This is a genomic window from Bacteroides sp. AR20 (assembly GCF_964250605.1).
Classification (GTDB): domain Bacteria; phylum Bacteroidota; class Bacteroidia; order Bacteroidales; family Bacteroidaceae; genus Bacteroides; species Bacteroides uniformis.
In genome coordinates this window covers 45,973-67,846 of the sequence record NZ_CAXUGK010000016.1, presented here as the reverse complement: position 1 = coordinate 67,846, position 21,874 = coordinate 45,973, and the positions used below count along the sequence as shown (strand labels likewise).

The window sequence follows — 21,874 nt, the reverse complement described above, 5'->3', positions numbered from 1 at the left end:
AAAGATATGGGAAAGACAAGCTTTAACAGGTTGAACCATAAGATAAAAAGCTGGCGCATAGGTGATTATTTCCGTCAGTTCAGTATTGTGGCTGCGGGCATCATTGTCACTTTCTGGGGAAATGACCGGATTACCGAGAATGCCCGCCAAAAGGAAGTGCGTGCTACGATGCAGTTGGTAACGGAAGAGTTGGAATATAATAGGCAGGAGCTCCGTAATATAAAGCACTTGTTGGATATTGACATACACATGAGTCTGTTGTTGAGGGAACATGATATGGATGTATCCAAGATACCGACAGATACTCTGTGGAAGTATGGCAAGCTTTTCAATAATATGGATGAATTCTCTTATAGGACAGATGCGCTGGATGTGCTGAAAGGTTCTTCATTGATGCAGTATATACCGGACAAACGTATGTTGCAGGATGTATTGCAGACTTATTTTGAGTTGGGCAGGAAACAAAAGGATGTCAGTGATTACTATGCAACGAAAACAGATGCTCTTATGAGTGCTGCCATGTCCAGGGAGTGGGCGAATGTTTTTGACGGTGGCGACGGTCTTCGGGACCAGGCCTTGTTTCTTGTGCAGTATAAGAAATTTATCAATTACGTCAACATGGTTCCCGGTTTTCTGTATTGGCATGAATTTGATAAACTGGATGAGATGCTGGACAAGCAAATACAGGCTTTGAAATCCAAATATAAATAATCTCCGTTCTTTAACTTCTTTTTAGAATTAATTCAGCAGCATTTTCCGCAATGCTGCGTCTAACTAACAAACGACGCAAAGAGGCGTCCGTAAAACGAGCACTGACATTGGAAAATGAGATAGAACTGATTGAGGGCTGCCGGGCAGGAAAGGATTCCGCCCGAAAGGAATTATACACCCTCTACTCCAAGCAGATGCTGGCGGTATGTTACCGCTATACGGGCGATGTCGATGCGGCCCATGACGTATTGCACGATGGCTTCATCAAAATTTTCACCCACTTCACCTTCCGTGGCGAATGTGCATTGAGTACCTGGGTGACAAGGGTAATGGTGACGCAGGCGATAGACTACCTGCGGAAACAGCAACGTTTCAGCCAACTGGTGGTGAATGAGGAACAATTGCCCGACATTCCGGATGAAGCAGGCATTGCCGAAACCGGAGGCCGTATTTCCGAAGAAATGCTGATGGCGTTCGTGGCGGAACTTCCCGATGGATGCCGTACTGTATTCAACTTATACGTCTTTGAGGAGAAATCGCACAAGGAAATAGCCGAAATCCTCCACATCAAAGAGCATTCGTCTACCTCGCAGTTGCATCGTGCTAAGTGTTTGTTGATAAAAAGAATTAAAGAATATACTGAATATGAGAGAAAATGATGAAATAACCGGTTTGTTCCGCAGTCGTCTTGCCGGCGCAGAGATGACAGTGCGGGAGGACTTCTGGGAAGGGTTGCAACGTGACTTGCCGTCACCGGTTGCCGCAAAAGGCAGGAGGCCGCTTTTTCTTTCTCCGAGGTTTCACCGCGTAGCCGCAGCCGCCTCTGTTGTATTTGTACTGGGAGCTGCTTCTGCCGCTTTCTGGTATTTCTCTCCGAAAGAGGAAATCAAGGAGGCCTTTACACAAGTGGCGGCCATGACGCCGGAAGGTAACTTGAACGGGGATGTGGTGCAGGAAAGTTTTCCCTCTATCCATCAGGCCAACCCCATGGCACAAAAGCCCGGTACACAGCATCCCGCCAACGGCATTCCGGCAGGATTGACGGCGCAGGCCGATGAGGATGAATCCGTGTCTGTCCATGTTTCCATCCGGATTACCCAACGGGTGTACGGAAACCAGCAGCAGCCGGGAAACGGTTATTACAGTAACGGAACTCCGGCCGGAAACGGGAACTACCATTCAAATCCTGGCCATAAGGATGCTGATATAGATAGAATGCTGCCATCTTCTGAGGAAGAACCGGCAAAGTCTGTGGCTGTATCGCCATCTAAGCCCCGTAATTGGGCATTGAAAGCAGGCATCGGCACTTCCCTGCCGAAAGGGAATTTCCATATGCCGTTCACGGCCGGGGTAAGCGTGGAACGTTGTTTGAACAAGCATTTCTCCTTGGAAGCCGGTCTTCAGTATAATTGCTTGGATGGTGACCATACGTTGCATACGCTGGGAATTCCGGTAAGGCTGAACATGATGCTGGCCAGTACGCCGAAAGTGGATTTCTATGCTATGGTAGGTGGAGCAGCCGAGAAATGCATTGCAGGTGCTCCGGACAATGGTTTCGGTGCAGAGCCGGTACAGTTGTCGGTTGCTGCCGGAGTAGGGGTACGCTATAAAATGAACAACCGTTTTGCCTTGTTTGCAGAGCCGTCTGTATCCCATCATTTCGATACGGACTCGCAGACAAGAACCTTGCGTACGGAACGGCCCACCAATCTGAATCTGTTGTGCGGCGTGCGCATGACTTATTAATCTTAAATACCATACAAATATGAAGACTCTATACAATAAATTACATATATTCGGGCAGACCATGCTGTTCGTATTCTTTACTCTTTCTGTTCTCTCTTTGAGCTCTTGCAGCAAAGAAACGTTGGACTACAACCATCCGGATGTAGACCTGTTTGTCAAGCAGTTGAAGGCTGGCAAATATTCTACCCAAAGTCCGGATGGATTGAGTAACATGCCCAAGTTCGCTTCCGAAGATATAGAGGAATTGCTGAAGTATGCCGAGGACTTGACGGTCATTCCCTCTTTCCCCCTGGCTCCGGTATCCTATTCGGCAGGTGGCAAGCTGCGTTTGGGCGAATGCATCTTGTGGACGGTAGAGACTATCCGCCTCGGGAACAATGCTTCGATGGGATGCAAGATGGTGCATACGGATGCGGAGAATTATGAAGGTATCTATTTCCTTTCGGACGAAGAGGTGCTGGATGCCGCCTCGCGCTACCGCCGTTGGTGGGAAACCCGTAAGTATCCACGGACTATGTGGACGATTGATCCCTGCTATGACGAACCGCTTTGTGGCAGCGGATATATGTGGTGGTGACCTGTTTTTAGGGATTAAGGATTAGGTATTAAGTAATCAAACTGTCAGGTGAAGAGATTTATACTTGTAATGGGGCTGCTCTGTGCAGTAGCCTTCCCTTGCTATGCCCAAAACTGGACCCCTCAGGACTCGTTGAGGCTGAACCGGTTACTGAAGGGCGAGAGGGAGGTAAAACTGAATCCGGAGGTATTGCAGGAATTGGAAATGAACAATTCCCTGAGTACTCCGAAAGCGGTGATGGACAAGTCGTGGATGGATTTTGATAATTCATTGCCCGTCATGCCGAAGGCGCCCGAGAAAAAAGTGGTGCTTACCTTACGTCCTTATACAGCCAATACCAAATATAATTGGGACCCCATTTATCAGAAAAAAATCAAGGTAGACAAGGATACTTGGCGAGGAGATGAATTCTATGCACTTAAGATTCTGATGATTCCTACGAACTGGGCTAAACATCCGTTTGATGCCGGTCCGCGTGAGACGGTGGAGCAGATTGAAGCAACCGGTTTGCGTTACCGGGTGACGGAGCGGGCCAATAATATGGCTGTGGGCGGTTGGCAGGGTGCCAGTGGCGGTGGAATTTCCGGTTTAGACCTGATGACACCTTTTACCCGTGAGTTTTGGAATTTCAAAGGCCGCAAGCGCCGTGCCCGTACGCTGGAAGTATTGAAGGCGTATGGAGATTCGATAACTGTTTTGGAACAACAGTAATTTATCACTTTTTGTCAAATTTTGAACTTTCTTTCTCCTCTTCTTGTTTTCATTAGTAAACCTTTAAAAAAAGTAATAATGAACAGAGTGACTTCTCTATTTGGAATAAGATATCCGATAATTCAAGGTGGTATGGTGTGGTGTAGCGGCTGGAGACTTGCTGCTGCTGTAAGCAATGCGGGAGGGCTGGGCTTGCTCGGCGCAGGTTCGATGCATCCCGAAACGTTGCGGGAGCATATCAGGAAATGCCGTGAGGCTACGCATCATGCTTTTGGTGTGAATATTCCCTTGATGTATCCCCAGATAGAAGAGATAATGCAGATTGTGGCCGACGAGGGAGTGAAGATTGTATTTACATCTGCCGGCAGCCCGAAGAAATGGACTGGTTGGTTGCACGAGCGTGGCATCACGGTGGTGCATGTTGTTTCGTCCTCGCGTTTTGCCGTGAAGGCAGAAGAGGCGGGTGTTGATGCAATAGTTGCCGAAGGCTTCGAAGCCGGTGGGCACAATGGGAGGGAGGAGACTACCACCCTGTGCCTGATACCAGCTGTACGTGCAGTTACTACACTTCCGCTGATTGCCGCCGGTGGCATTGCAACGGGTGAGGCCATGCTGGCTGCCCGGGTGCTGGGTGCGGAAGGTGTGCAGATTGGTACACGCTTTGCCTTGACGGCAGAGAGTTCTGCAAACGAGGTATTTAAGGATTACTGCTTGCATTTGGAAGAAGGGGATACCCGTCTGCTTTTGAAGAAATTGGCTCCGGTGCGTCTGGTGCGCAATAACTTTCGCAGCGCCGTAGAGGCTGCTGAGGCTGTGGGAGCTTCAGAGGAAGAACTTCGTATCCTTTTAGGGCGTGGCCGTGCCAAACGTGGTATTTTTGAAGGTGACTTGGAAGAAGGGGAACTGGAAATAGGGCAGGTATCTGCCTTGCTGCATGGAAAGGGAGTGCAGTCTGTGGCGTCGGTCATGCAAGAGTTGGTGGAGGAGAGCAGAAGGGCGTGGGAGAGAATGCAGGAATTGGATTTCTGAATATTCCCTCTTCTGGTATCATATAACAATAAAAAAGGAATATTCCCGGTGATTTCGGGGATATTCCTTTTTTAGTTTCAACTTATAACCTTTTATCCTTTGGGGATATTGGTTGTGTCTTTTGCCGTATTTCCACTTGTGGCGGAATTACTTGTGCCATTGCTGCTGGCAGTGGCGCTACCGGTAGCCATATTTGTTGCACTTTTACCGGCTGTCTGCACAGCAGGTTGCTCTTCCCAATGGAACGGTTCAAAGCTACTGTTCGGGTCAACCCAGGACGGTTTCTTGGAAGCATAAATAATGAATGGGGCAATGACTACAATCAGCGCACCGATGATGAGCACGGAGAACCATACAGTGTTGCTGCCTGTTGAAATCTGGCTGGGTGGGATAAAGCTCAATACGAATGCCAGCAATGACCCGCAGAAACCAAGACCACCGATGAGCCACATCAATCCGTTGCCATTCTTGCCGATACGGAACGGACGGTTCAGCTTCTTCATCTTATAACGCAGCACGATGGCTCCGGAGAACATCAGCATATACATGATAAGATAGAGGACTACGGTCAACTGTGACAGAATCTGGTAGAAACTCTGTACGGAAGGCATGACTACGAACAGAAGGCTCAGTACGGTTACTGCACCGCCTTGTACATAAAGGATGTTCTTCTGTACACCCAGTTTGTTTGTCTTCTGGAAGAACGGAGGCATGTAGCCTGCTTTTCCTACGGCAAAGATACCTTTGGACGGACCGGCAACCCATGTCAATACACCTGCCAGCACCCCGAATGCCAGAGCAATGGCGATGATGGGTGACAGCCAGGAGGCGCGGATGTAATGGAAATAGTTATCGAAGCCTACAAGCAGACTCTGTGTCAGACTGATGTCTTTGGCCGGGATGATGATGCCCAGTGAGAAAGTACCGAGCACGAAGATGATAACCGTAATGGCCGCACCGATGAACACTGCCTTCGGATAATTCTTGGAGGGATTGTTCACGTCTTTTACGTGGATACCGCCCATTTCCATACCGGCATAGAAGAGGAAGATACTGGCAGCAAGCACCACGTTGTCGAAGTTCGTCAAGTCGGGGAAGAAGCTGCTGTGGAAATCCAGGTTGGAGTGTCCGCCGGTGGCAAGGTAGATAATACCCAGGATAATCAGCAGTGCGGCAGGGATAATAGTCCCGACCAGGCCGCCGACCTTTGCCACTTTACCTACCCAGCTCATGCCCTTCATGGAGATGAACGTAGCCAGCCAGTAGATGATGAGGACAACAACGAGCGAGTAATACTTGTTATTGGCCAGTGACATGTCGTGTACGTCGTTCATGCCGATGAAAGCAATGGATACGGCACCGAATGTCAATACGGTAGGATACCAGATTGTACTTTCAATCCATTGTACCCAGATGGCAAGGAAGCCCAGTTTTTTTCCGTAGGCTTCGCCCACCCAGCGGAACACACCGCCTTGCTTGTCTTGAAACATGGCAGCCAGTTCCGCGGCGACAAGTGACGTCGGAATCAGAAAAACAATGGCTGCAAATAAGTAGTAGAAGGCCGAACTCATTCCGTACACGGCCTCGGCAGGAAGTCCACGTAGGGATACTACTGCCGTCACATTCATGATTGCCAGGGTAAATACACCCAGCTTCACTGTTTGTTTAATATTTGCCATAAGTTAAGGTTTTAGATGAAAAATATATTCAAAATCAGCGTCTATAACAACACTTGGGGAGAGTTGTTCCCAACGGATAAGTGAAAGTTCCGGTTTTAACTATTCAGGAAGCGTCGGCTTTGGGCGCGGGCTTCTGTGCAACTTTCTTGTAGAACTCTTCTTTTTCCTTATTGCGCCGTTCGACCAGGCTCGTTACATACACTGTAAAGATAGGGAACATCATCATGCCCAGCGCAGCCAGCAGTACGGACAGTACCCGTCCGGTGGGAGTGACTGCTATGATATTGGAACCCACCGTCGTCACATCCATAAATGCCCACCATAAGGCGTCTCCATATCCTTTAACTAAAGGATTGGGACCATGCTCCATGACATAAAAGGCCAAACTGGAAAAATAGACAGTGGCCAGCAACATGGTAAGGTAGGAAACGAACAGTCCCGATGCGCGGTTGTACGTCAGCCAACCCACCACGATAGCCATGGCGTAACCACCCCGCACCAATGGGATGAAACGCAGCATATAGGTTATCTCGGGTGAGAAAGTCCATCCCATATAGGCAATGATGTTTTGATAGGGTATAGCTACCAGCAGGAAAATGAAATGCGTGGCCACGTAGTGACCCTTCTTCTCTGCCAGGAACCATTCCAATACAAAATCTGCCAGGAACAGGGCGCATATCCACAACTGTACTTTCATGTAGACCGACTGTTCGTAAAAGGGGATCCCCTTGAACGTGTCGACAGAGATGCTGATAACTAAAAATAGCGACAGTATCAATATAATGACATGCAGTATGCCATAGATACCTTTTTCCCGCAATACAAATTCTGATAGAGCCATTTTCATGATGAAGTCCATTATAAAGTCATAAGTTATAAGTCATTTGCTGATTACGGTGCCTACCAACAAATAACTCATAACCTATAACTCATAACTAAAAAGAGAAACTTATTCTGTAATCGTTACGTTATCACCGTTGAATACACCCAGGCCGAGCTTGTTCATGATGAACTTGATTGCCGATTGGGCCTTTACGGAGTTTCCCGCTTCGTCTAGGGGAGGAGCGAAGGCCGATACTCCCATGACACCGGGCAATACGGCCATTACACCACCGCCTACACCGCTTTTGGCCGGTATGCCGGCGGTGTACATCCAGTCGCCCGAATGCTCGTAGAAGCCTACGGTAGAAATCATCGACGTGATTTTCGGTGCCAGGCTGGCTTCGAACACCGTTTGTTTGGTGACGGGGTTCACACCGTTATTGGCGATGGTTCCTGCGGCAATGCCCAGTTGCTGGGCCGTGATGCCGAGAGAACACTGGCGAGTATAGAGGTCGAGAGCCATGTCCGGATTATCGTAGATGCGGTTGTAGTTTTTCAGCAGCCAGGCAATGGAGCGGTTGTTGAAGTTGGTAGCCGTTTCCGATTTGTACAGTTCGTCGATGAGTTGTGGGGCGGAGCCGCACAGCTCAGTGACATTCTGTACAATGGCATCCCATTTCTTGTCGGAGTTTCCCACTGGCTGTACCATGGAACAGGCGGAAATGGTACCGGCATTTACCAATGGAGTGGAAGGGTGGTCGTTTTCCAGCAAGATGGCGATGATGGAGTTGAACGGTAGTCCCGTGGCATCGGCACCTATCATGTCCAGCACTTTCTGCGCACCGTATTGGCGCAGGATAAGGATGGCTGTGTGTACCTTCGAGACGGACTCTATACCGAAACGATAGTCTGTGTCACCTATATTGATGGTCTGCCCGTTCATCAGGCAGATGCTGAGTCCGAATAGTTTGGAGTCTATGTTGGCAAGGTAGGGAATATAATCCGCATTCTTGCCTCCTGTGCTGCCCTTCACCTCATTGTAGGCTTCTTGGGCAACCTCCTTTATTTGTGAAATTGATATTTTCTTTTCCATAAACACGTTGTGATGTACGATTAGACGATGTACGATTTACGATTGAAATTACTCCTTTAAACGTAGTCCGTATCAAGAGAAACTCTAATCGTACATCGTAAATCGTTTAATCGTAAATTAATTTATTTTTTATGTGTACGGCATCCGTGGTTGAATATTTTGGTTTCCACCGGCAGGTTCTTTTCCTGTGCCATACGGGTAGGAGTCGGGTAATCCAGTTTCTCCAGCTCCGTGATGGCATTCTTGATGTCACCCAGCAGCATGTCTGCCATGTCGCGGCTGAATCCTTGGCGAACAACGACGCGCATTACGACGTAGTCTTCCAGCTTTGAAGGCAGTGTATAGGCGGGTACCATCCAACCGTGTTGTGACAGCTTGTCCTGCAGGTCATACAGAGTCCATTTGGCAGCTCTTGCATATTCCGGTTTCAAATACCAGATAAACAGCGGGTTCACAACCTCGTCGGAATAGTTTACGAACGGAGCCATCTTGCCGATTTCGTCATGGATATACTTGGCGATGGTCAGAGAGTTGTACTGTACTTCCTTGTAACCCTGGAATCCCAAACGGATGAACTGGTAATATTGACCCAGAATCTGTGCGGCAGGACGGGAGAAGTTCAGGCCTACCTGAGTAATGTTGGCACCGAGGTAGTTTACGCTGAATGACATTTCTTCGGGCAGATATTCCTTGCCTTTCCAGCAAACCCAGCCCAGACCCGGATAAACCAGACCGAATTTGTGTCCGCTGACGCTGATGGAGAGTACCCACTTCAGACGGAAGTCCCATTTCTTTTCGGGATAGAGGAACGGGAGGATGAAACCGCCGCTGGCGGCATCTACGTGGATAGGAATGTCGTAGCCGGTCTTCGCATTGTAGGCATCGAGGGCTTTGTCGAGGGCTTCGACGTCATCGTTCAGTCCTGTCCATGTAACGCCTTGGATAGGCACGATACAGATGGTGTTCTCATCACACATCTTCAAGGCTTCTTCGGGGTCGAGCGTGGTCTTGTCCAGTGTCAAAGGCACTTCACGCATTTCAATCTGCCACAATTGGGCGAATTTTTCCCATACCACCTGGAAACCGGTTGAAATAACGAAGTTGGGTTTGTCGAACGGTTTGCCTTGTGCCTGACGTTTCTTGCGCCAGCGCAACCAGGCTGCCACACCACCCAGCATACATGCCTCCGAGGAACCGATGGCAAGTGCGCCGGTTTTCCAGGTTTCTTTTTCAGGAGAGTTCCAGAGGTTGGCCACGATGTTGATACATTTACCGTTCATTACGGCGATGCGCGGATATTCGGTCTCGTCAATGTAGTTGATGTTGATGGCTTCGTTCATCAGCTTGGTTGCATATTCGTCCATATAGGTAGTGACGAATGTAGCCAGATTCAAGCGAGGCTGCGTTTGGGCGAAGGTCTCGTCTTTCACCATCTGATAGGCGATTTCCGGGGTAGTAGGTCCGTCGGGAATCTTTTCTACGGGTGAGGGTTGTAACATACGGTTTGAACCGAATACTTCAGTTTTTGCATCTCCTTTTCTGAAATTCAAATCTTCCATATTAATAAGTTTTTTAAAGGTTTAGGCGGCGGGGCTTTTCCCCGTCGAATTTCCCACAACAACGGGGTTTGCGGATGAAAGTTCCGGGGTTTTGCATTATTTGGCGTTTATTAAAGGGCAGCGTAGTAAAATCTTAAAAAACGAACATTCTGAAGGTAGGTTTGTTGTTCCCACATTATTCATTTAATTAATATACTACTATATGAAAATCAATACCGGAAGGGGTACAATCCCCCTTATCACGCTTGTCGGCATTTGGTCAGTCTCTGCATTGACTTCCTTGCCGGGATTGGCCGTATCACCTATTTTGGGACAACTTACTACCATTTTTCCACATGCCACAGAACTGGATATACAGATGCTTACCTCCCTGCCTTCGCTGCTGATAATTCCTTTTGTGCTGTTGGCGGGCAAGCTGGCCGAGAAACGTGACTTTGTGCGTCTGCTGAAAGCGGGGCTTTGGATGTTTGCCGCCAGTGGGGTACTTTATCTTTTTTCGGACAAAATGTGGCAGTTGATGGTGGTCAGTGCTTTGCTCGGCATTGGCTCGGGACTGATAATCCCGTTGTCTACCGGTTTGGTTTCACGTTATTTCACGGGGGAGTATAGGGTAAAGCAGTTTGGTTACAGTTCTGCCATCACCAATGTGACGCTGGTTGTGGCAACGGCGGTGACTGGGTATCTGGCAGAGGTAAACTGGCACTTGCCTTTCGTGATATATCTGCTTCCGTTGGTTTCTCTGCTGCTTGTCGGGTATTTGAAGGGAGATACCGGTCAGCCGCAGAAAACAGAAGATACGGCTACCGTTGTTCCGGAGGAATCCAAGCGTGCGATTCCCGGTAAATACGGCATCCATGTCCGCCATCTGCTACAGTTGATGCTGTTTTATGGCGTCACTACGTATGTAGTGCTGGCGGTTACTTTTGACTTGCCTTTTTTGATGGAGGCCCATCACTTCTCCAGCGGAAATTCCGGATTGATGATCTCCTTATTCTTCCTTGCCATTATGGCTCCGGGTTTCTTCCTGGGGCATATCGTGAAGTGGATGGGGAAACACACAAAGTTTTACAGCCTTTTGTCCATTGCAGCGGGTTTGCTTTTGATATGGATTTCGCCTAAAGAATGGCTGATAATACCGGGATGTATGTTGGTTGGTTTGGGATATGGTGTCATTCAACCGCTGATTTATGACGAGACAGTAGATACGGCTATACCAGAAAAAACAACTTTGGCACTGGCCTTTGTAATGGTAATGAATTATCTGGCGATTCTATTGTCCCCGTTCATTACAGACTTCTTTCAGACCTTGTTCCACACTAATTCCAAGGAATTTCCGTTTATTTTCAACCTCTGCATCACACTGCTCGCTATGTGGTGGGAGTATGCGAGGAAGAAGGATTCTTTGTTGGGGGGGAGTTATGAGTGATGAGTGATTTGTTGGTAATTGTGCTGCGCTACCATGCTGAAAGGAAAATACCAACAAATCACTCATCACTTATAACTTATAACTTATAACTTATAACTTATAACTCAATCGCCTCATATTTCAGCCCGAAGACGTCGGCTACAGCTTTGTATGTTACTTTGCCTTCCACTACGTTCAATCCTTGCGCCAGAGCCGAGTCGTCCTTGCAGGCTTGTCTCCAGCCTTTACATGCCAGGGAAACAGTGTAGGGCAGGGTGGCATTTGTCAGTGCCATGGTGGAGGTGAAGGGTACGGCGCCGGGGATATTGGCAACGGCGTAGTGTACAATTCCGTCCACAATGTAGGTAGGGTCGCTGTGCGTGGTGGGGTGGGAGGTTTCGAAACAACCGCCCTGGTCGATGGCTACGTCTACGAGTACCGTACCGGGTTTCATCATCTTCAGCATTTCGCTGGTGATGAGGTGTGGGGCCTTGTCACCGGGGATGAGGACGGAACCGATTACCAAGTCGATGTTCGGCAATTCCATCTTGATGTTATGGGTGGAAGAATAGAGTGTCTTTACGTTTTTCGGCATCACTTCACTCAGGTAGCGCAGGCGGGGAAGGTTGATGTCGGCAATCAGTACCTCGGCACCCATTCCGGCAGCTATCTGTGCGGCATTGGTGCCCACGATACCACCTCCAAGGATAAGTACGCGTGCGGGACGTACGCCCGTTACTCCGCCCATCAGTTTTCCCTTGCCGCCTTGTGGCTTTTCAAGGAAGCGGGCTCCTACTTGGGTAGCCATACGTCCTGCCACCTCGCTCATGGGGGTAAGCAGCGGAAGTGAACGGTCTTCTTTTTCCACGGTTTCGTAGGCGATGCAGACGGCACCACTTTCAATCATGGCTTCGGTCAGCAATTTATCGGCTGCAAAGTGGAAATAGGTAAATACCACTTGTTCCTTTTTAATCAGTTTGTACTCCGGTGCAATAGGTTCCTTTACCTTGACAATCATGTCGGCTGCGGCATACGTGTCTTCAATGGTCGGTAAAGTCTTTGCACCTACGGCGATGTAGTCATCGTCGGAGAAACCGCTGTTTACGCCTGCTGTGGCCTGCACATACACCGTATGACCTTTTTTCACCAATTCGGCTACTCCGGCAGGGGTCATGCCCACGCGGTTCTCGTTGTTCTTGATTTCTTTAGGTACTCCGATAATCATAACCTTAAAGTTTTAATTGGGGGGTTAAACATGGCGCAATATAGCGATTTCCCGGCTTGGGTGTTATCGGTGCATCTATGTTCTTCAACAGAATTTTTATGCATGTTTTAATCAATGATAATTGCACCTTTCTGTAGGTAGAGAGAACTATTCTTTTTATATTTGCATGCATTTAAAATAATATTGACTGTACAAAATATGAAATATCCTATATTTTTCTCTCTTTTGTTCTTTATTGGTAGTGTGCAAAGCGGCTATGCCCAAGAAACCGATACAGACAAGACCTCCTTCACCCCGCCTTTTGATTTCCCCATCACCTTCTCCGGTAACTTCGGCGAGATACGTGCCAACCATTTTCATGGCGGACTGGATTTCAAGACCGGTGGAACCATAGGCAAGCCGGTACGCGCTCTGGCCGACGGATATATTTCGCGTATCCGCGTTACCCACGGTTCGGGCTATGTTCTCGATGTGGCTTATGACAATGGTTATTCGACGATAAACCGCCATTTGAGTGCCTTTGTGGGCGATGTGGCCCGCCGGGTTGAAGACTTGCAGTACGAGAAAGAAAGTTGGGAGGTGGAAATTACTCCCGACCCCGACGAATATCCCGTGAAGGCCGGTCAGATAATAGCTTTGAGCGGAAACACCGGATACTCTTTCGGTCCGCACCTGCATCTGGATATGATAGAGACGGCTACGGACGAATATATAGACCCGCTGCCTTTCTTCATGGACAAGGTGAAGGACAAGACTGCCCCGCGTGCCGAAGGTATCATGCTGTTTCCTCAGCCGGGAAAAGGAGTGGTGGAAGGCAAGCAGACGCGACGGGCTTTTCCGGCACATCCTACGAAACCCATTATCGCCTGGGGACTGATTGGTGCTGGCATCCGTGCCTACGATTATATGGACGGAGTGCAGAATAAATATGGCGTGAAGGCGGTGATTCTCGAAGTGGACGGCGAGGAAGTCTTCCGCAGTACGGTAGACCGCTTTGCCTATGAGGAGAACCGCTATATCAATTCGTGGACACACGGTCAGTACATGAAGTCTTTCATAGAGCCGGGCAACCGCCTTCGCATGCTGCAGGCATCCAACGGCAATCGCGGACTGGTGGACATCAACGAAGAACGCCCTTACCGGTTTGTCTATACGCTGAGAGATGCGCTGGGAAATATCTCCAAGGTCCGCTTCACAGTGCAGGGACAGAAGACGATAATTGCTCCGGTGGAACATCGTGAGAAATACGCCCTCAAATGGGACAAGGTGAACTATCTGCAGGAGCCGGGGCTGGAGTTGGTTATCCCGAAAGGAATGCTCTACGATGACGTCTTGCTGAACTACTCCGTGCGGGCTGATAGTGGCGACATCGCTTTCACCTATCAATTGAACGATACCCGTATTCCTATGCACGGTGCCTGCGATTTGCGTATCGGCTTGCGCCGGCGTCCGGTAGAGGATGTGACCAAATATTATGTGGCGGGCGTAACGGCGCGCGGTGGAAAATACCGTATCGGCGGTAAGTATGAGGATGGTGTCATGAAAGTGCGTATACGGGATTTGGGGACTTATACCGTGGCGGTGGATACGGTTCCGCCGGTGATAACTCCCGTGAACCAAGCCCAATGGGGACGTACGGGAAAAATCATCTTCAAGGCCAAGGACAAGGAAACCGGCATCAATACCTATCGGGGTACGATTGACGGGAAGTATGCCTTGTTTGGAAAGCCCAATTCCATCAGCGGTAACCTGGTGTGCGAGCTTGACCCGAAACATGTGGAGAAAGGCGGCAAGCATGTGGTGGAGATGACGGTGACGGATGGCTGTGGCAACCGTACCACCGAACAGTTTGAATTTGTATGGTAAAGACTGAAATATTTAGTAACATTATAATTTAGAAGTATGAAAAGTAAAAGACTGACTCTTTCCGTCTTGTTTGTTGTGGCAGCCATGGCGAATGCGCTGGCCTGCACCAATCTTATCGTGGGCAAGAACGCTTCTGCGGACGGTTCTACCATTGTTTCCTATTCTGCCGATTCTTATGGTTTGTTCGGCGAGTTGTATCATTATCCTGCCGGTATGCACAAGAAAGGCACGCTGATTGACATACACGAGTGGGACACCGGCAAATACCTCGGGCAGATAGAGCAGGCTCGCCAGACGTACAATGTCATCGGCAATATGAACGAGTTCCAGCTCACTATCGGTGAGACGACATTCGGTGGACGTCCCGAGCTGGTGGATACCACCGGCATCATCGACTACGGCAGTTTGATTTACCTCGGTCTGCAACGCTCACGCACCGCCCGCGAGGCCATCAAGGTGATGACGGAACTGGTGCAGGAATATGGCTATTACAGCAGTGGCGAGTCCTTCACCATCGCCGACCCCAACGAAATATGGATTATGGAGATGATTGGCAAGGGACCCGGTGTGCGCGGTGCCGTATGGGTAGCTGTCCGCGTGCCCGATGATTGTATCTCCGCTCATGCCAACCAGAGCCGCATTCATCAGTTCAACATGAACGACAAGGAGAACTGTATGTACTCCCCCGACGTCATCTCTTTTGCACGCGAGAAGGGCTATTTTGACGGTGTGAACAAGGATTTCAGCTTTGCCGATGCCTACGCTCCGCTCGATTTCGGTGCCCGTCGCTATTGCGAGGCACGCGTATGGAGCTATTTCAATATGTTTACCGACCGCGGCAACGAGTTCCTGCCTTATATATTGGGTGAGACGGACACTCCGATGCCTCTGTTTGTGAAGCCCAACCGCAAGGTTTCCGTGCAGGATGTGAAGAACGCCATGCGCGACCATTATGAAGGTACTCCTCTCGACATCAGCAAAGATTTCGGCGCAGGCCCGTATCATACCCCGTACCGCCTTTCTCCACTCTCTTTCAAGGTGGATGACCAGGAATACTTCAATGAGCGTCCCATCTCCACCCAGCAGAGCGGTTTCGTATTCGTGGCACAGATGCGCTCCGAGTTGCCCGATCCTATCGGTGGAGTATTGTGGTTCGGCACAGATGATGCCAACATGACGGTATTTACGCCCGTATACTGCTGTACGGACAAGGTTCCCGTATGCTACACCCGTGTGGACGGCGCCGATTACATTACTTTCTCCTGGAACTCCGCTTTCTGGATTTTCAACTGGGTGGCCAATATGGTTTATCCCCGTTATGACTTGATGATGGGCGACGTGCGTGCCACTCAGACAGAGTTGGAGACAACCTTCAACGAAGCGCAGGAAGGCGTTGAGGCTGCTGCTGCCAAACTGCTGGAAAAAGACCCTGCCAAAGCAAAGGCATTCCTTACCAACTATACGAACATGACTGCCCAAAGCACTTTCGATACTTGGAAACGTCTTGGCGAGTTTCTTGTCGTAAAGTATAATGACGGCGTTGTCAAACGTATGAAAAACGGTCAATTCGAACGTAATTCCATCGGCCAGCCGGCAGGCGTAATCCGCCCGGGATACCCGAAGGAGTTCCTTGAAGAGTATGTTAAGCAGACGGGAGACAGATATAAAATGCCTGAATAAAATTAGGATATTTGAACTTATTCTTCTACATTTGTGTCTTACAAAAAAGTTTATATTAACCCTTAAAACAATAACAGTCTTATGGAAAATCAGGAACTGATTAAGCAGGTGACTGAGAAAGCCGAAAAATGGCTTACCCCGGCATATGATGCCGAAACTCAGGCAGAAGTGAAACGCATGTTGGAAAATCCAGATAAAACCGAATTGATAGACAGTTTTTACAAAGACCTGGAGTTTGGAACGGGTGGTCTGCGTGGCATCATGGGTGCCGGTACAAACCGCATGAACATCTACACCGTAGGTGCCGCAACACAGGGCTTGTCCAACTATCTGAACAAATGTTTTGCCGGAAAGAAGGATATTTCCGTTGTTGTGGGGCACGACTGCCGCAACAATAGCGACAAGTTCGCAAAGATTTCTGCCGACATCTTCTCTGCAAACGGCATCAAGGTATATCTTTTTGATGACCTTCGTCCTACGCCCGAAGTTTCATTTGCCATTCGCCACTTCGGCTGCCAGAGCGGTATCAACATTACAGCCAGCCACAACCCCAGAGAATACAACGGCTACAAGGCTTATTGGGATGACGGTGCGCAGGTGCTCGCTCCGCACGATACTGCCATTATCGAAGAGGTGAACAAGGTGACTGTGGACGACATCAAGTTCAACGGCAACAAGGACTTGATTCAGATTATTGGCAAGGAAGTGGATAAGGTTTATCTGGACATGGTTCATTCCATCTCCATCGACCCCGAAGTCATCCGTCGCCAGAAAGACCTCAGCATTGTGTATACTCCGCTTCATGGCGCAGGCCGCGTGCTCATTCCGGATTCATTGAAGGAGTGGGGATTTGAGAATATCAACTGCGTGCCCGAACAGATGGTGAAGGACGGCAATTTCCCGACGGTGGTTTCTCCGAATCCCGAAAATGCCGAAGCCCTTTCCATGGCCATTGCGCTCGCCAAGAAGATTGACGCTGACATCGTGATGGCAAGTGACCCGGATGCCGACCGTGTCGGTATGGCCTGCAAGGACGATAAGGGCGAGTGGGTGCTTATCAATGGTAACCAGACTTGTCTCATTTTCTTGTACTACATCATCAAGAACCGTATTGCAATGGGCAAGATGCAGCCGAACGACTTCATCGTGAAGACCATCGTGACCACTGAACTCATCAAGGCTGTGGCAGACAAGAACAAGATTGAAATGCGCGACTGCTATACCGGCTTCAAGTGGATTGCCCGCGAAATCCGTCTGAGCGAAGGCAAGCAGCAGTATATCGGTGGTGGTGAAGAAAGCTATGGCTTCCTGGCCGAAGACTTTGTCCGTGATAAAGATGCTGTTTCTGCCTGCTCCTTGCTGGCCGAAATCTGTGCTTGGGCCAAAGACCAGGGTAAGACGCTCTATGACGTATTGATGGAAATCTATGTAGAATATGGATTCTCAAAGGAAACCACCGTGAATGTGGTGAAACCGGGTAAGAGCGGTGCCGAGGAAATCAAGGCGATGATGGATAACTTCCGTGCCAATCCTCCGAAGGAAATCGGCGGTTCGGCTGTCAGCTTGATTAAGGATTACAAGACATTGGAGGCTACCGATGTCCGGGGTAATGTAAGCAAGCTGGATATGCCCGAGACTTCCAATGTACTTCAATATTTCACTGTAGACGGCACGAAGATTTCTGTCCGTCCTTCCGGTACGGAACCGAAGATTAAGTTCTATATCGAGGTGAAGGGCGAGATGGGTTGTCCGAAATGCTATGCCGGCGCTGATGCCGAAGCTGAAAAGAAAGTGGAGGCAGTGCGCAAGTCACTCGGCATTTGATAGGAAAGAGGAAAAAATGTGTATATAGTGTTTGGAGAGGCGTAACCCGTGAGGGCTGCGCCTTTTCTTTTTGCTTCTGTGTTGAAAGAAAACTTAAATAAAGACTTAAACCCGATGGTTGATGAACAAAACGTTTGCAGGGAAGTTTAGTATATGCAGATTGCGGTTACACACCGATTGGTTGATGTGAATGAGAGTCGTTTCATTCGTAGTTGTTCGTTTGTGAGTGTGTGTTTTCCGCAATTTGCTTTTTTAAATTTCTTCCCCCCCTCTTTTTTATTCTTTAATTTTTAATTGTTCTCCATCCACCAGTCTATCAGCCTTCTTGCTATACTCAGCTTTCGTGGTATTTCGGGCAGGTTGTCTTTGGAATAGAAGGCGGCAGCGGTCAGCTCATCTTCCTGCAGTTTTATCTCTCCGCTTTCGTAGTCGGCAATGAAACCCACCATCAATCCGCTGGGGTAGGGCCAGGGCTGGTTGCTGAAGTAGGTGATGTTCTTTACCTTCAGCCCCGTTTCCTCAAAAACTTCCCGTTCCACACATTCTTCCAGTGTCTCGCCGGCTTCGAGGAAGCCTGCCACCAGTCCGTAGAAGGTTCCTCGGAAGTTCCGGGCATGCACCAGCAGGATTTCGTCTCCTTTGCGTATCAGTACGATGATGGCGGTGGAAACGGGAGGGTACATCTCATTGCCGCAGTTGGGACACTTCTTCATGATGGGGGTCTGGTGCTCCATGGCGGTGCCACACACGGGGCAGAAGCGGCTGTGCTCGTCCCAATAGAGTATCTGGAAGGCCTTTCCTGCAGAACGGTACTCGTCCGACGAGATGTAATCGTACGATGCGCGCAGGCCTATCATGACCCATTCGTCGGTTTCGGCCACGGGCTGTTCCAAGGCAAATGCGCGTACTTGCTTGCCGTTGGGGGGGAACACTTCGTGTATATTACTTCCGGCTTCCGGTGTCAGAGGAGGCTCTATACTGACGGGTACGCTGTATTTTATTTCTCCTTTGTCTGTATATCCTTTTTTCAGCAGCAGTTGGTCTTTGAAGAAGACGAACCACTGCGTGGAGGGTTGGGGTTCTGTTGATTTTTCCATTGTTTGTTGTTTTATTATTTGGGGGGGATGAACACGAAAATACAAAGGCATAGAGATTCTTTTCAAAGAGATAAAGCATTAATTTCTATGTCTTTGTATCTCTGTGTTCGCCTCCCCCCTAAATTTCGTTTGCTGTGTCTTTTTCTTGTCGTACATAGACCGTTGACCTTCCCATTCCGCGGCGGCGCAGGAACCCTTGCCGGATGAAGTTGTTCAGTTCGTCTATGGCGGCATGTCTGGTTAGTCCGCTTAGCTGGATGTATTCGTTCTTGTTGATACATACATTCTGCTTGAGGAACAGTTCCAGTTCGGCTTTTCTTGTTTCTTCGGTGGTCTCTACTACTTTTTTCGATTTCTTGGTAGTGGAGTGTACACGTTCCAACGTCATTTTCTTCTTGATGTTGTTGCGGAACGTGCTGCTGATGCGCAGGTGTACGTTTTGGAATTGGACGGATTCGGAGCGGATTTTCTTTTTCTCGTCGTCGGTCTCGCGCAAGCATTTCAGTGAAGTGCTGAAGAATCCGAGTTCTCCTAGCTCCACGATGTTTCCGTTGGCCAGCAAATCGCACAGCTCGTCAATGCAGGCATCCAATGCTGCCCCTATCACATTCTTGGGCAGATGTTGGAAAGTTGCGATATGTTCCACAAACTCCTTTTGGGTATAAGTCCTTTTCGGGCAGATACGTGCATGGAGTGATTTCTTGTCTTCTTTCCCGTCGGGCGAAGGCGTTTCGTAAAGGTCGTAATACGCGCTCATAAGATATTTATTTTTGTTTATAGCGATAAACAGTTCTCGTCGCTTCGGGGAATTATTTTTGTCGCTAAGCAGATTAATTTTCTTCTTCCTAAAAACTAATCGTCCGACAACTGTTGCATTATCGTCCAACAGTTGTTTAATTATCGTCCGACAGCTGTCGGACGAAACAGAAATGGGTATGGGACGATTATTTCTTAGTGAACAAAGGTATAAAATATTGTGATACGAAGGGTAGTGTTTGGGGAGGAAAGTTTTAGTTTTCGGCAAAAGAGGGGGGATTGTTAAATCCCCAATAATAGGGACTGACCCGATGAAGGACTGGTCACTTACCTGGGGACAATTTGTCTCCAGGTAGAAATGGTAATAGATATAGGAAATGAAAGCAAATCACAACGTGTGTGTGCGTGTCTGTGTGTATTTGTTTTCCAAAGATAGTGAATCTTAATAAGAATCTCTCTGATTTCCCTACTATTTGGTATCTTTACACGCTTTTCTTTATACATGAGTACTGACTATAAATAAATCATATTGTGGAAATAACCCAACGCATTCGTCTCCTCCTTTCCGAAATGAACCGGGGAGTATACGAAAAAGAAACTGAAATAAACCTCTCCCTGCTGGCAGCTCTGGCAGGCGAGAGCATCCTGCTCCTGGGACCTCCGGGAGTAGCCAAGTCAATGGTAGCCAGGCGGCTAAAGTCGGCTTTTACAGATGCCCGTGCCTTTGAATACCTGATGTCCCGCTTCTCTACGTCCGACGAGATTTTCGGTCCTGTCAGCATTAGCCGACTGAAAGAATCCGACAAGTACGAACGTGCCATCGACGGCTATCTGCCCACAGCCGATGTCGTGTTTCTGGACGAAATATGGAAAGCAGGCCCTGCCATACAGAACACTCTGCTAACCGTCATCAACGAGAAACTTTTCCGCAACGGCGACAAGGAACTGCATCTCCCCCTCAAACTGCTCGTAGCCGCCAGCAACGAACTGCCCGCTCAAGGCGAGGGACTAGAAGCCCTATGGGACCGTTTCCTTATCCGCATTCTCTGCACCTGCGTCAAGCAGGAAGAATCTTTCTACAAAATGCTGCTGGACGATTCTGCCGACCATCCGGAAACGACTGCTTGCGAATGGCAAATCTCCGACCGCGAGTATGCCGAATGGCAAGCTGAGATACGCCGCGTAACCTTGCCTCTCGATGTTCTTTCCTGCATCACAGCCATTCGCCACGGACTGACAAGCGTAGAGATGCAAGACTCCGACCTGCGCCGCAATGTCTACGTCAGCGACCGCCGCTGGAAGAACATCGTGAAGCTGCTCAAGACCTCCGCCTTCGTCCACGGCCGCACGGAAGTCTCCATGACCGACCTGCTTCCCGTCTACCACTGTCTATGGAGTGAGCCTGATGAGAGCGTTGCCATCCGTGACATCGTTATCCGTGCCTTATTCGTGTCCCACACAAAACAGATTGCCGGTATCGCCTCCTCGCTGAAATCCGATTTGAAAGTCAGCCGTGTGCGCGAAGCCCTCGACAAAGCCCGCCTTGCCGGCGACCGTAGGGACGATGACCTGCTGATAACGGAACATTTCTACTACCAGGTGGAGAAACATGGTACGGGCAACACCTACATCTTTATCGTGGACTACAGAAATCTGAAGGAGTACAGCGCCAAAGATGCCCCCACCTTGGGCGTAATGTATGCCGACCCCATCAATCCCAAGCGTACCATCATCCGCGCCTTTGCCGACACCGGCGCCGTGAAAGAGGAAGGCACCGAACGCGTCACCCTCTACCGCGACGACAAGCATCTCTACATCAACGGTGTGCGCTTCCCCATGCGGCGTCTGCAACGAGGTGAGGAGCAACAACTCTGGCTGGGAAACCTCTCCGTCACCGACCGTGACTACGAGACGGAACTGGACGCCGCCGCCACCAGCATAGACCGCCTGGTAAGAGATTTGTCCGACAACCTTTTCGTCTCCGAAGAAGACAAAAAGAGCGTAGCTCAATACGTCTCCATCGTCCGCAAGGAAATAGCCTGGGCGCGTGTGGACATGCGCAAACTGAGATATGGAGACGAATAATCCTCCAGT

At 49.1% G+C, this 21,874-nt stretch carries 18 protein-coding genes; 11 read left to right on the top strand and 7 right to left on the bottom strand.

Features of this window, described 5'->3' with window-relative positions; genetic code table 11:
• The first annotated feature begins 6 nt into the window (after nucleotides 1-6).
• From ACESTD_RS09975 to ACESTD_RS09950, 6 genes are all read left to right on the top strand, one after another.
• Nucleotides 7-711 (top strand): hypothetical protein, encoded by a 705-nt coding sequence (locus ACESTD_RS09975; RefSeq protein ID WP_373158834.1) that lies wholly within the window; start codon nucleotides 7-9, stop codon nucleotides 709-711.
• 50 nt (nucleotides 712-761) lie between these two features.
• Nucleotides 762-1,370: an RNA polymerase sigma factor gene (locus ACESTD_RS09970; RefSeq protein ID WP_005832268.1), complete on the top strand. Its 609-nt coding sequence runs from the start codon at nucleotides 762-764 to the stop codon at nucleotides 1,368-1,370.
• Nucleotides 1,357-2,457 (top strand): outer membrane beta-barrel protein, encoded by a 1,101-nt coding sequence (locus tag ACESTD_RS09965; RefSeq protein WP_005832266.1) that lies wholly within the window; start codon nucleotides 1,357-1,359, stop codon nucleotides 2,455-2,457. The genes ACESTD_RS09970 and ACESTD_RS09965 overlap by 14 nt, the downstream gene beginning before the upstream one ends.
• 19 nt (nucleotides 2,458-2,476) lie before the next feature.
• Entirely contained in the window at nucleotides 2,477-3,034 is a 558-nt protein-coding gene (locus tag ACESTD_RS09960; RefSeq protein ID WP_005832264.1) for a DUF4943 family protein, read from the top strand.
• A gap of 48 nt (nucleotides 3,035-3,082) precedes the next feature.
• Complete coding sequence (locus ACESTD_RS09955) at nucleotides 3,083-3,745, top strand: DUF4858 domain-containing protein (protein ID WP_005832262.1); 663 nt, start codon at nucleotides 3,083-3,085, stop codon at nucleotides 3,743-3,745.
• Between the two features lie 78 nt (nucleotides 3,746-3,823).
• Nucleotides 3,824-4,774 (top strand): nitronate monooxygenase family protein, encoded by a 951-nt coding sequence (locus tag ACESTD_RS09950; protein ID WP_005831206.1) that lies wholly within the window; start codon nucleotides 3,824-3,826, stop codon nucleotides 4,772-4,774.
• Nucleotides 4,775-4,866: 92 nt separating this feature from the next.
• Here ACESTD_RS09950 and gadC read toward each other — a convergent pair whose 3' ends face one another.
• The 4 genes from gadC to ACESTD_RS09930 form a co-directional block, all read right to left on the bottom strand.
• Nucleotides 4,867-6,453: a putative glutamine/gamma-aminobutyrate antiporter GadC gene (gadC, locus tag ACESTD_RS09945; RefSeq protein WP_005832260.1), complete on the bottom strand. Its 1,587-nt coding sequence runs from the start codon at nucleotides 6,451-6,453 to the stop codon at nucleotides 4,867-4,869.
• Nucleotides 6,454-6,556: 103 nt separating this feature from the next.
• On the bottom strand, nucleotides 6,557-7,300 hold the full coding sequence (locus ACESTD_RS09940; protein ID WP_005832258.1) for a potassium channel family protein: 744 nt from the start codon (nucleotides 7,298-7,300) through the stop codon (nucleotides 6,557-6,559).
• A gap of 102 nt (nucleotides 7,301-7,402) precedes the next feature.
• A complete protein-coding gene (gene glsA / locus ACESTD_RS09935) occupies nucleotides 7,403-8,368 on the bottom strand; it encodes a glutaminase A (RefSeq protein WP_373158833.1) in 966 nt (321 codons plus the stop codon).
• A gap of 122 nt (nucleotides 8,369-8,490) precedes the next feature.
• Nucleotides 8,491-9,927, bottom strand: coding sequence for a glutamate decarboxylase (locus ACESTD_RS09930; protein ID WP_005831197.1), 1,437 nt, complete (start codon nucleotides 9,925-9,927; stop codon nucleotides 8,491-8,493).
• Nucleotides 9,928-10,129: 202 nt separating this feature from the next.
• Between ACESTD_RS09930 and ACESTD_RS09925 the strand changes: the two genes are divergently transcribed.
• Entirely contained in the window at nucleotides 10,130-11,353 is a 1,224-nt protein-coding gene (locus ACESTD_RS09925) for an MFS transporter (protein ID WP_373158832.1), read from the top strand.
• Nucleotides 11,354-11,450: 97 nt separating this feature from the next.
• Here ACESTD_RS09925 and ald read toward each other — a convergent pair whose 3' ends face one another.
• Complete coding sequence (gene ald, locus ACESTD_RS09920) at nucleotides 11,451-12,557, bottom strand: alanine dehydrogenase (protein WP_005832248.1); 1,107 nt, start codon at nucleotides 12,555-12,557, stop codon at nucleotides 11,451-11,453.
• Nucleotides 12,558-12,755: 198 nt separating this feature from the next.
• On the opposite strand from ald, the gene ACESTD_RS09915 reads away from it, so the two are divergent.
• The 3 genes from ACESTD_RS09915 to ACESTD_RS09905 all read left to right on the top strand — a co-directional run bounded on the left by ACESTD_RS09915 (nucleotide 12,756) and on the right by ACESTD_RS09905 (nucleotide 17,927).
• Nucleotides 12,756-14,423, top strand: a complete 1,668-nt coding sequence (locus ACESTD_RS09915) for a M23 family metallopeptidase (RefSeq protein WP_034522610.1) — start codon at nucleotides 12,756-12,758, stop codon at nucleotides 14,421-14,423.
• A gap of 36 nt (nucleotides 14,424-14,459) precedes the next feature.
• Nucleotides 14,460-16,103, top strand: a complete 1,644-nt coding sequence (locus ACESTD_RS09910; RefSeq protein WP_005832244.1) for a C69 family dipeptidase — start codon at nucleotides 14,460-14,462, stop codon at nucleotides 16,101-16,103.
• An 81-nt stretch (nucleotides 16,104-16,184) separates the two neighbouring features.
• A complete protein-coding gene (locus ACESTD_RS09905; RefSeq protein WP_005832243.1) occupies nucleotides 16,185-17,927 on the top strand; it encodes a phospho-sugar mutase in 1,743 nt (580 codons plus the stop codon).
• Nucleotides 17,928-18,217: 290 nt separating this feature from the next.
• Here the strand turns inward: ACESTD_RS09905 and nudC are convergent, their stop codons facing one another.
• Nucleotides 18,218-19,024 (bottom strand): NAD(+) diphosphatase, encoded by an 807-nt coding sequence (nudC, locus tag ACESTD_RS09900; RefSeq protein WP_005832242.1) that lies wholly within the window; start codon nucleotides 19,022-19,024, stop codon nucleotides 18,218-18,220.
• Nucleotides 19,025-19,142: 118 nt separating this feature from the next.
• Nucleotides 19,143-19,781, bottom strand: coding sequence for an HU family DNA-binding protein (locus ACESTD_RS09895; RefSeq protein WP_005832241.1), 639 nt, complete (start codon nucleotides 19,779-19,781; stop codon nucleotides 19,143-19,145).
• Nucleotides 19,782-20,311: 530 nt separating this feature from the next.
• On the opposite strand from ACESTD_RS09895, the gene ACESTD_RS09890 reads away from it, so the two are divergent.
• Nucleotides 20,312-21,865 (top strand): AAA family ATPase, encoded by a 1,554-nt coding sequence (locus tag ACESTD_RS09890; protein ID WP_373158831.1) that lies wholly within the window; start codon nucleotides 20,312-20,314, stop codon nucleotides 21,863-21,865.
• Nucleotides 21,866-21,874 lie beyond the last annotated feature (9 nt).

What these genes read in the sequence shown, in the direction of transcription:
- ald (WP_005832248.1), bottom strand. Translation starts at nt 12,557, where the DNA reads ATGATTATCGGAGTACCTAAAGAAATCAAGAACAACGAGAACCGCGTG.
- ACESTD_RS09905 (WP_005832243.1), top strand. Translation starts at nt 16,185, where the DNA reads ATGGAAAATCAGGAACTGATTAAGCAGGTGACTGAGAAAGCCGAAAAA.
- gadC (WP_005832260.1), bottom strand. Translation starts at nt 6,453, where the DNA reads ATGGCAAATATTAAACAAACAGTGAAGCTGGGTGTATTTACCCTGGCA.
- ACESTD_RS09925 (WP_373158832.1), top strand. Translation starts at nt 10,130, where the DNA reads ATGAAAATCAATACCGGAAGGGGTACAATCCCCCTTATCACGCTTGTC.
- glsA (WP_373158833.1), bottom strand. Translation starts at nt 8,368, where the DNA reads ATGGAAAAGAAAATATCAATTTCACAAATAAAGGAGGTTGCCCAAGAA.
- ACESTD_RS09910 (WP_005832244.1), top strand. Translation starts at nt 14,460, where the DNA reads ATGAAAAGTAAAAGACTGACTCTTTCCGTCTTGTTTGTTGTGGCAGCC.
- ACESTD_RS09915 (WP_034522610.1), top strand. Translation starts at nt 12,756, where the DNA reads ATGAAATATCCTATATTTTTCTCTCTTTTGTTCTTTATTGGTAGTGTG.
- ACESTD_RS09950 (WP_005831206.1), top strand. Translation starts at nt 3,824, where the DNA reads ATGAACAGAGTGACTTCTCTATTTGGAATAAGATATCCGATAATTCAA.
- ACESTD_RS09960 (WP_005832264.1), top strand. Translation starts at nt 2,477, where the DNA reads ATGAAGACTCTATACAATAAATTACATATATTCGGGCAGACCATGCTG.
- ACESTD_RS09940 (WP_005832258.1), bottom strand. Translation starts at nt 7,300, where the DNA reads ATGAAAATGGCTCTATCAGAATTTGTATTGCGGGAAAAAGGTATCTAT.
- ACESTD_RS09930 (WP_005831197.1), bottom strand. Translation starts at nt 9,927, where the DNA reads ATGGAAGATTTGAATTTCAGAAAAGGAGATGCAAAAACTGAAGTATTC.
- ACESTD_RS09970 (WP_005832268.1), top strand. Translation starts at nt 762, where the DNA reads ATGCTGCGTCTAACTAACAAACGACGCAAAGAGGCGTCCGTAAAACGA.
- nudC (WP_005832242.1), bottom strand. Translation starts at nt 19,024, where the DNA reads ATGGAAAAATCAACAGAACCCCAACCCTCCACGCAGTGGTTCGTCTTC.
- ACESTD_RS09975 (WP_373158834.1), top strand. Translation starts at nt 7, where the DNA reads ATGGGAAAGACAAGCTTTAACAGGTTGAACCATAAGATAAAAAGCTGG.
- ACESTD_RS09895 (WP_005832241.1), bottom strand. Translation starts at nt 19,781, where the DNA reads ATGAGCGCGTATTACGACCTTTACGAAACGCCTTCGCCCGACGGGAAA.
- ACESTD_RS09965 (WP_005832266.1), top strand. Translation starts at nt 1,357, where the DNA reads ATGAGAGAAAATGATGAAATAACCGGTTTGTTCCGCAGTCGTCTTGCC.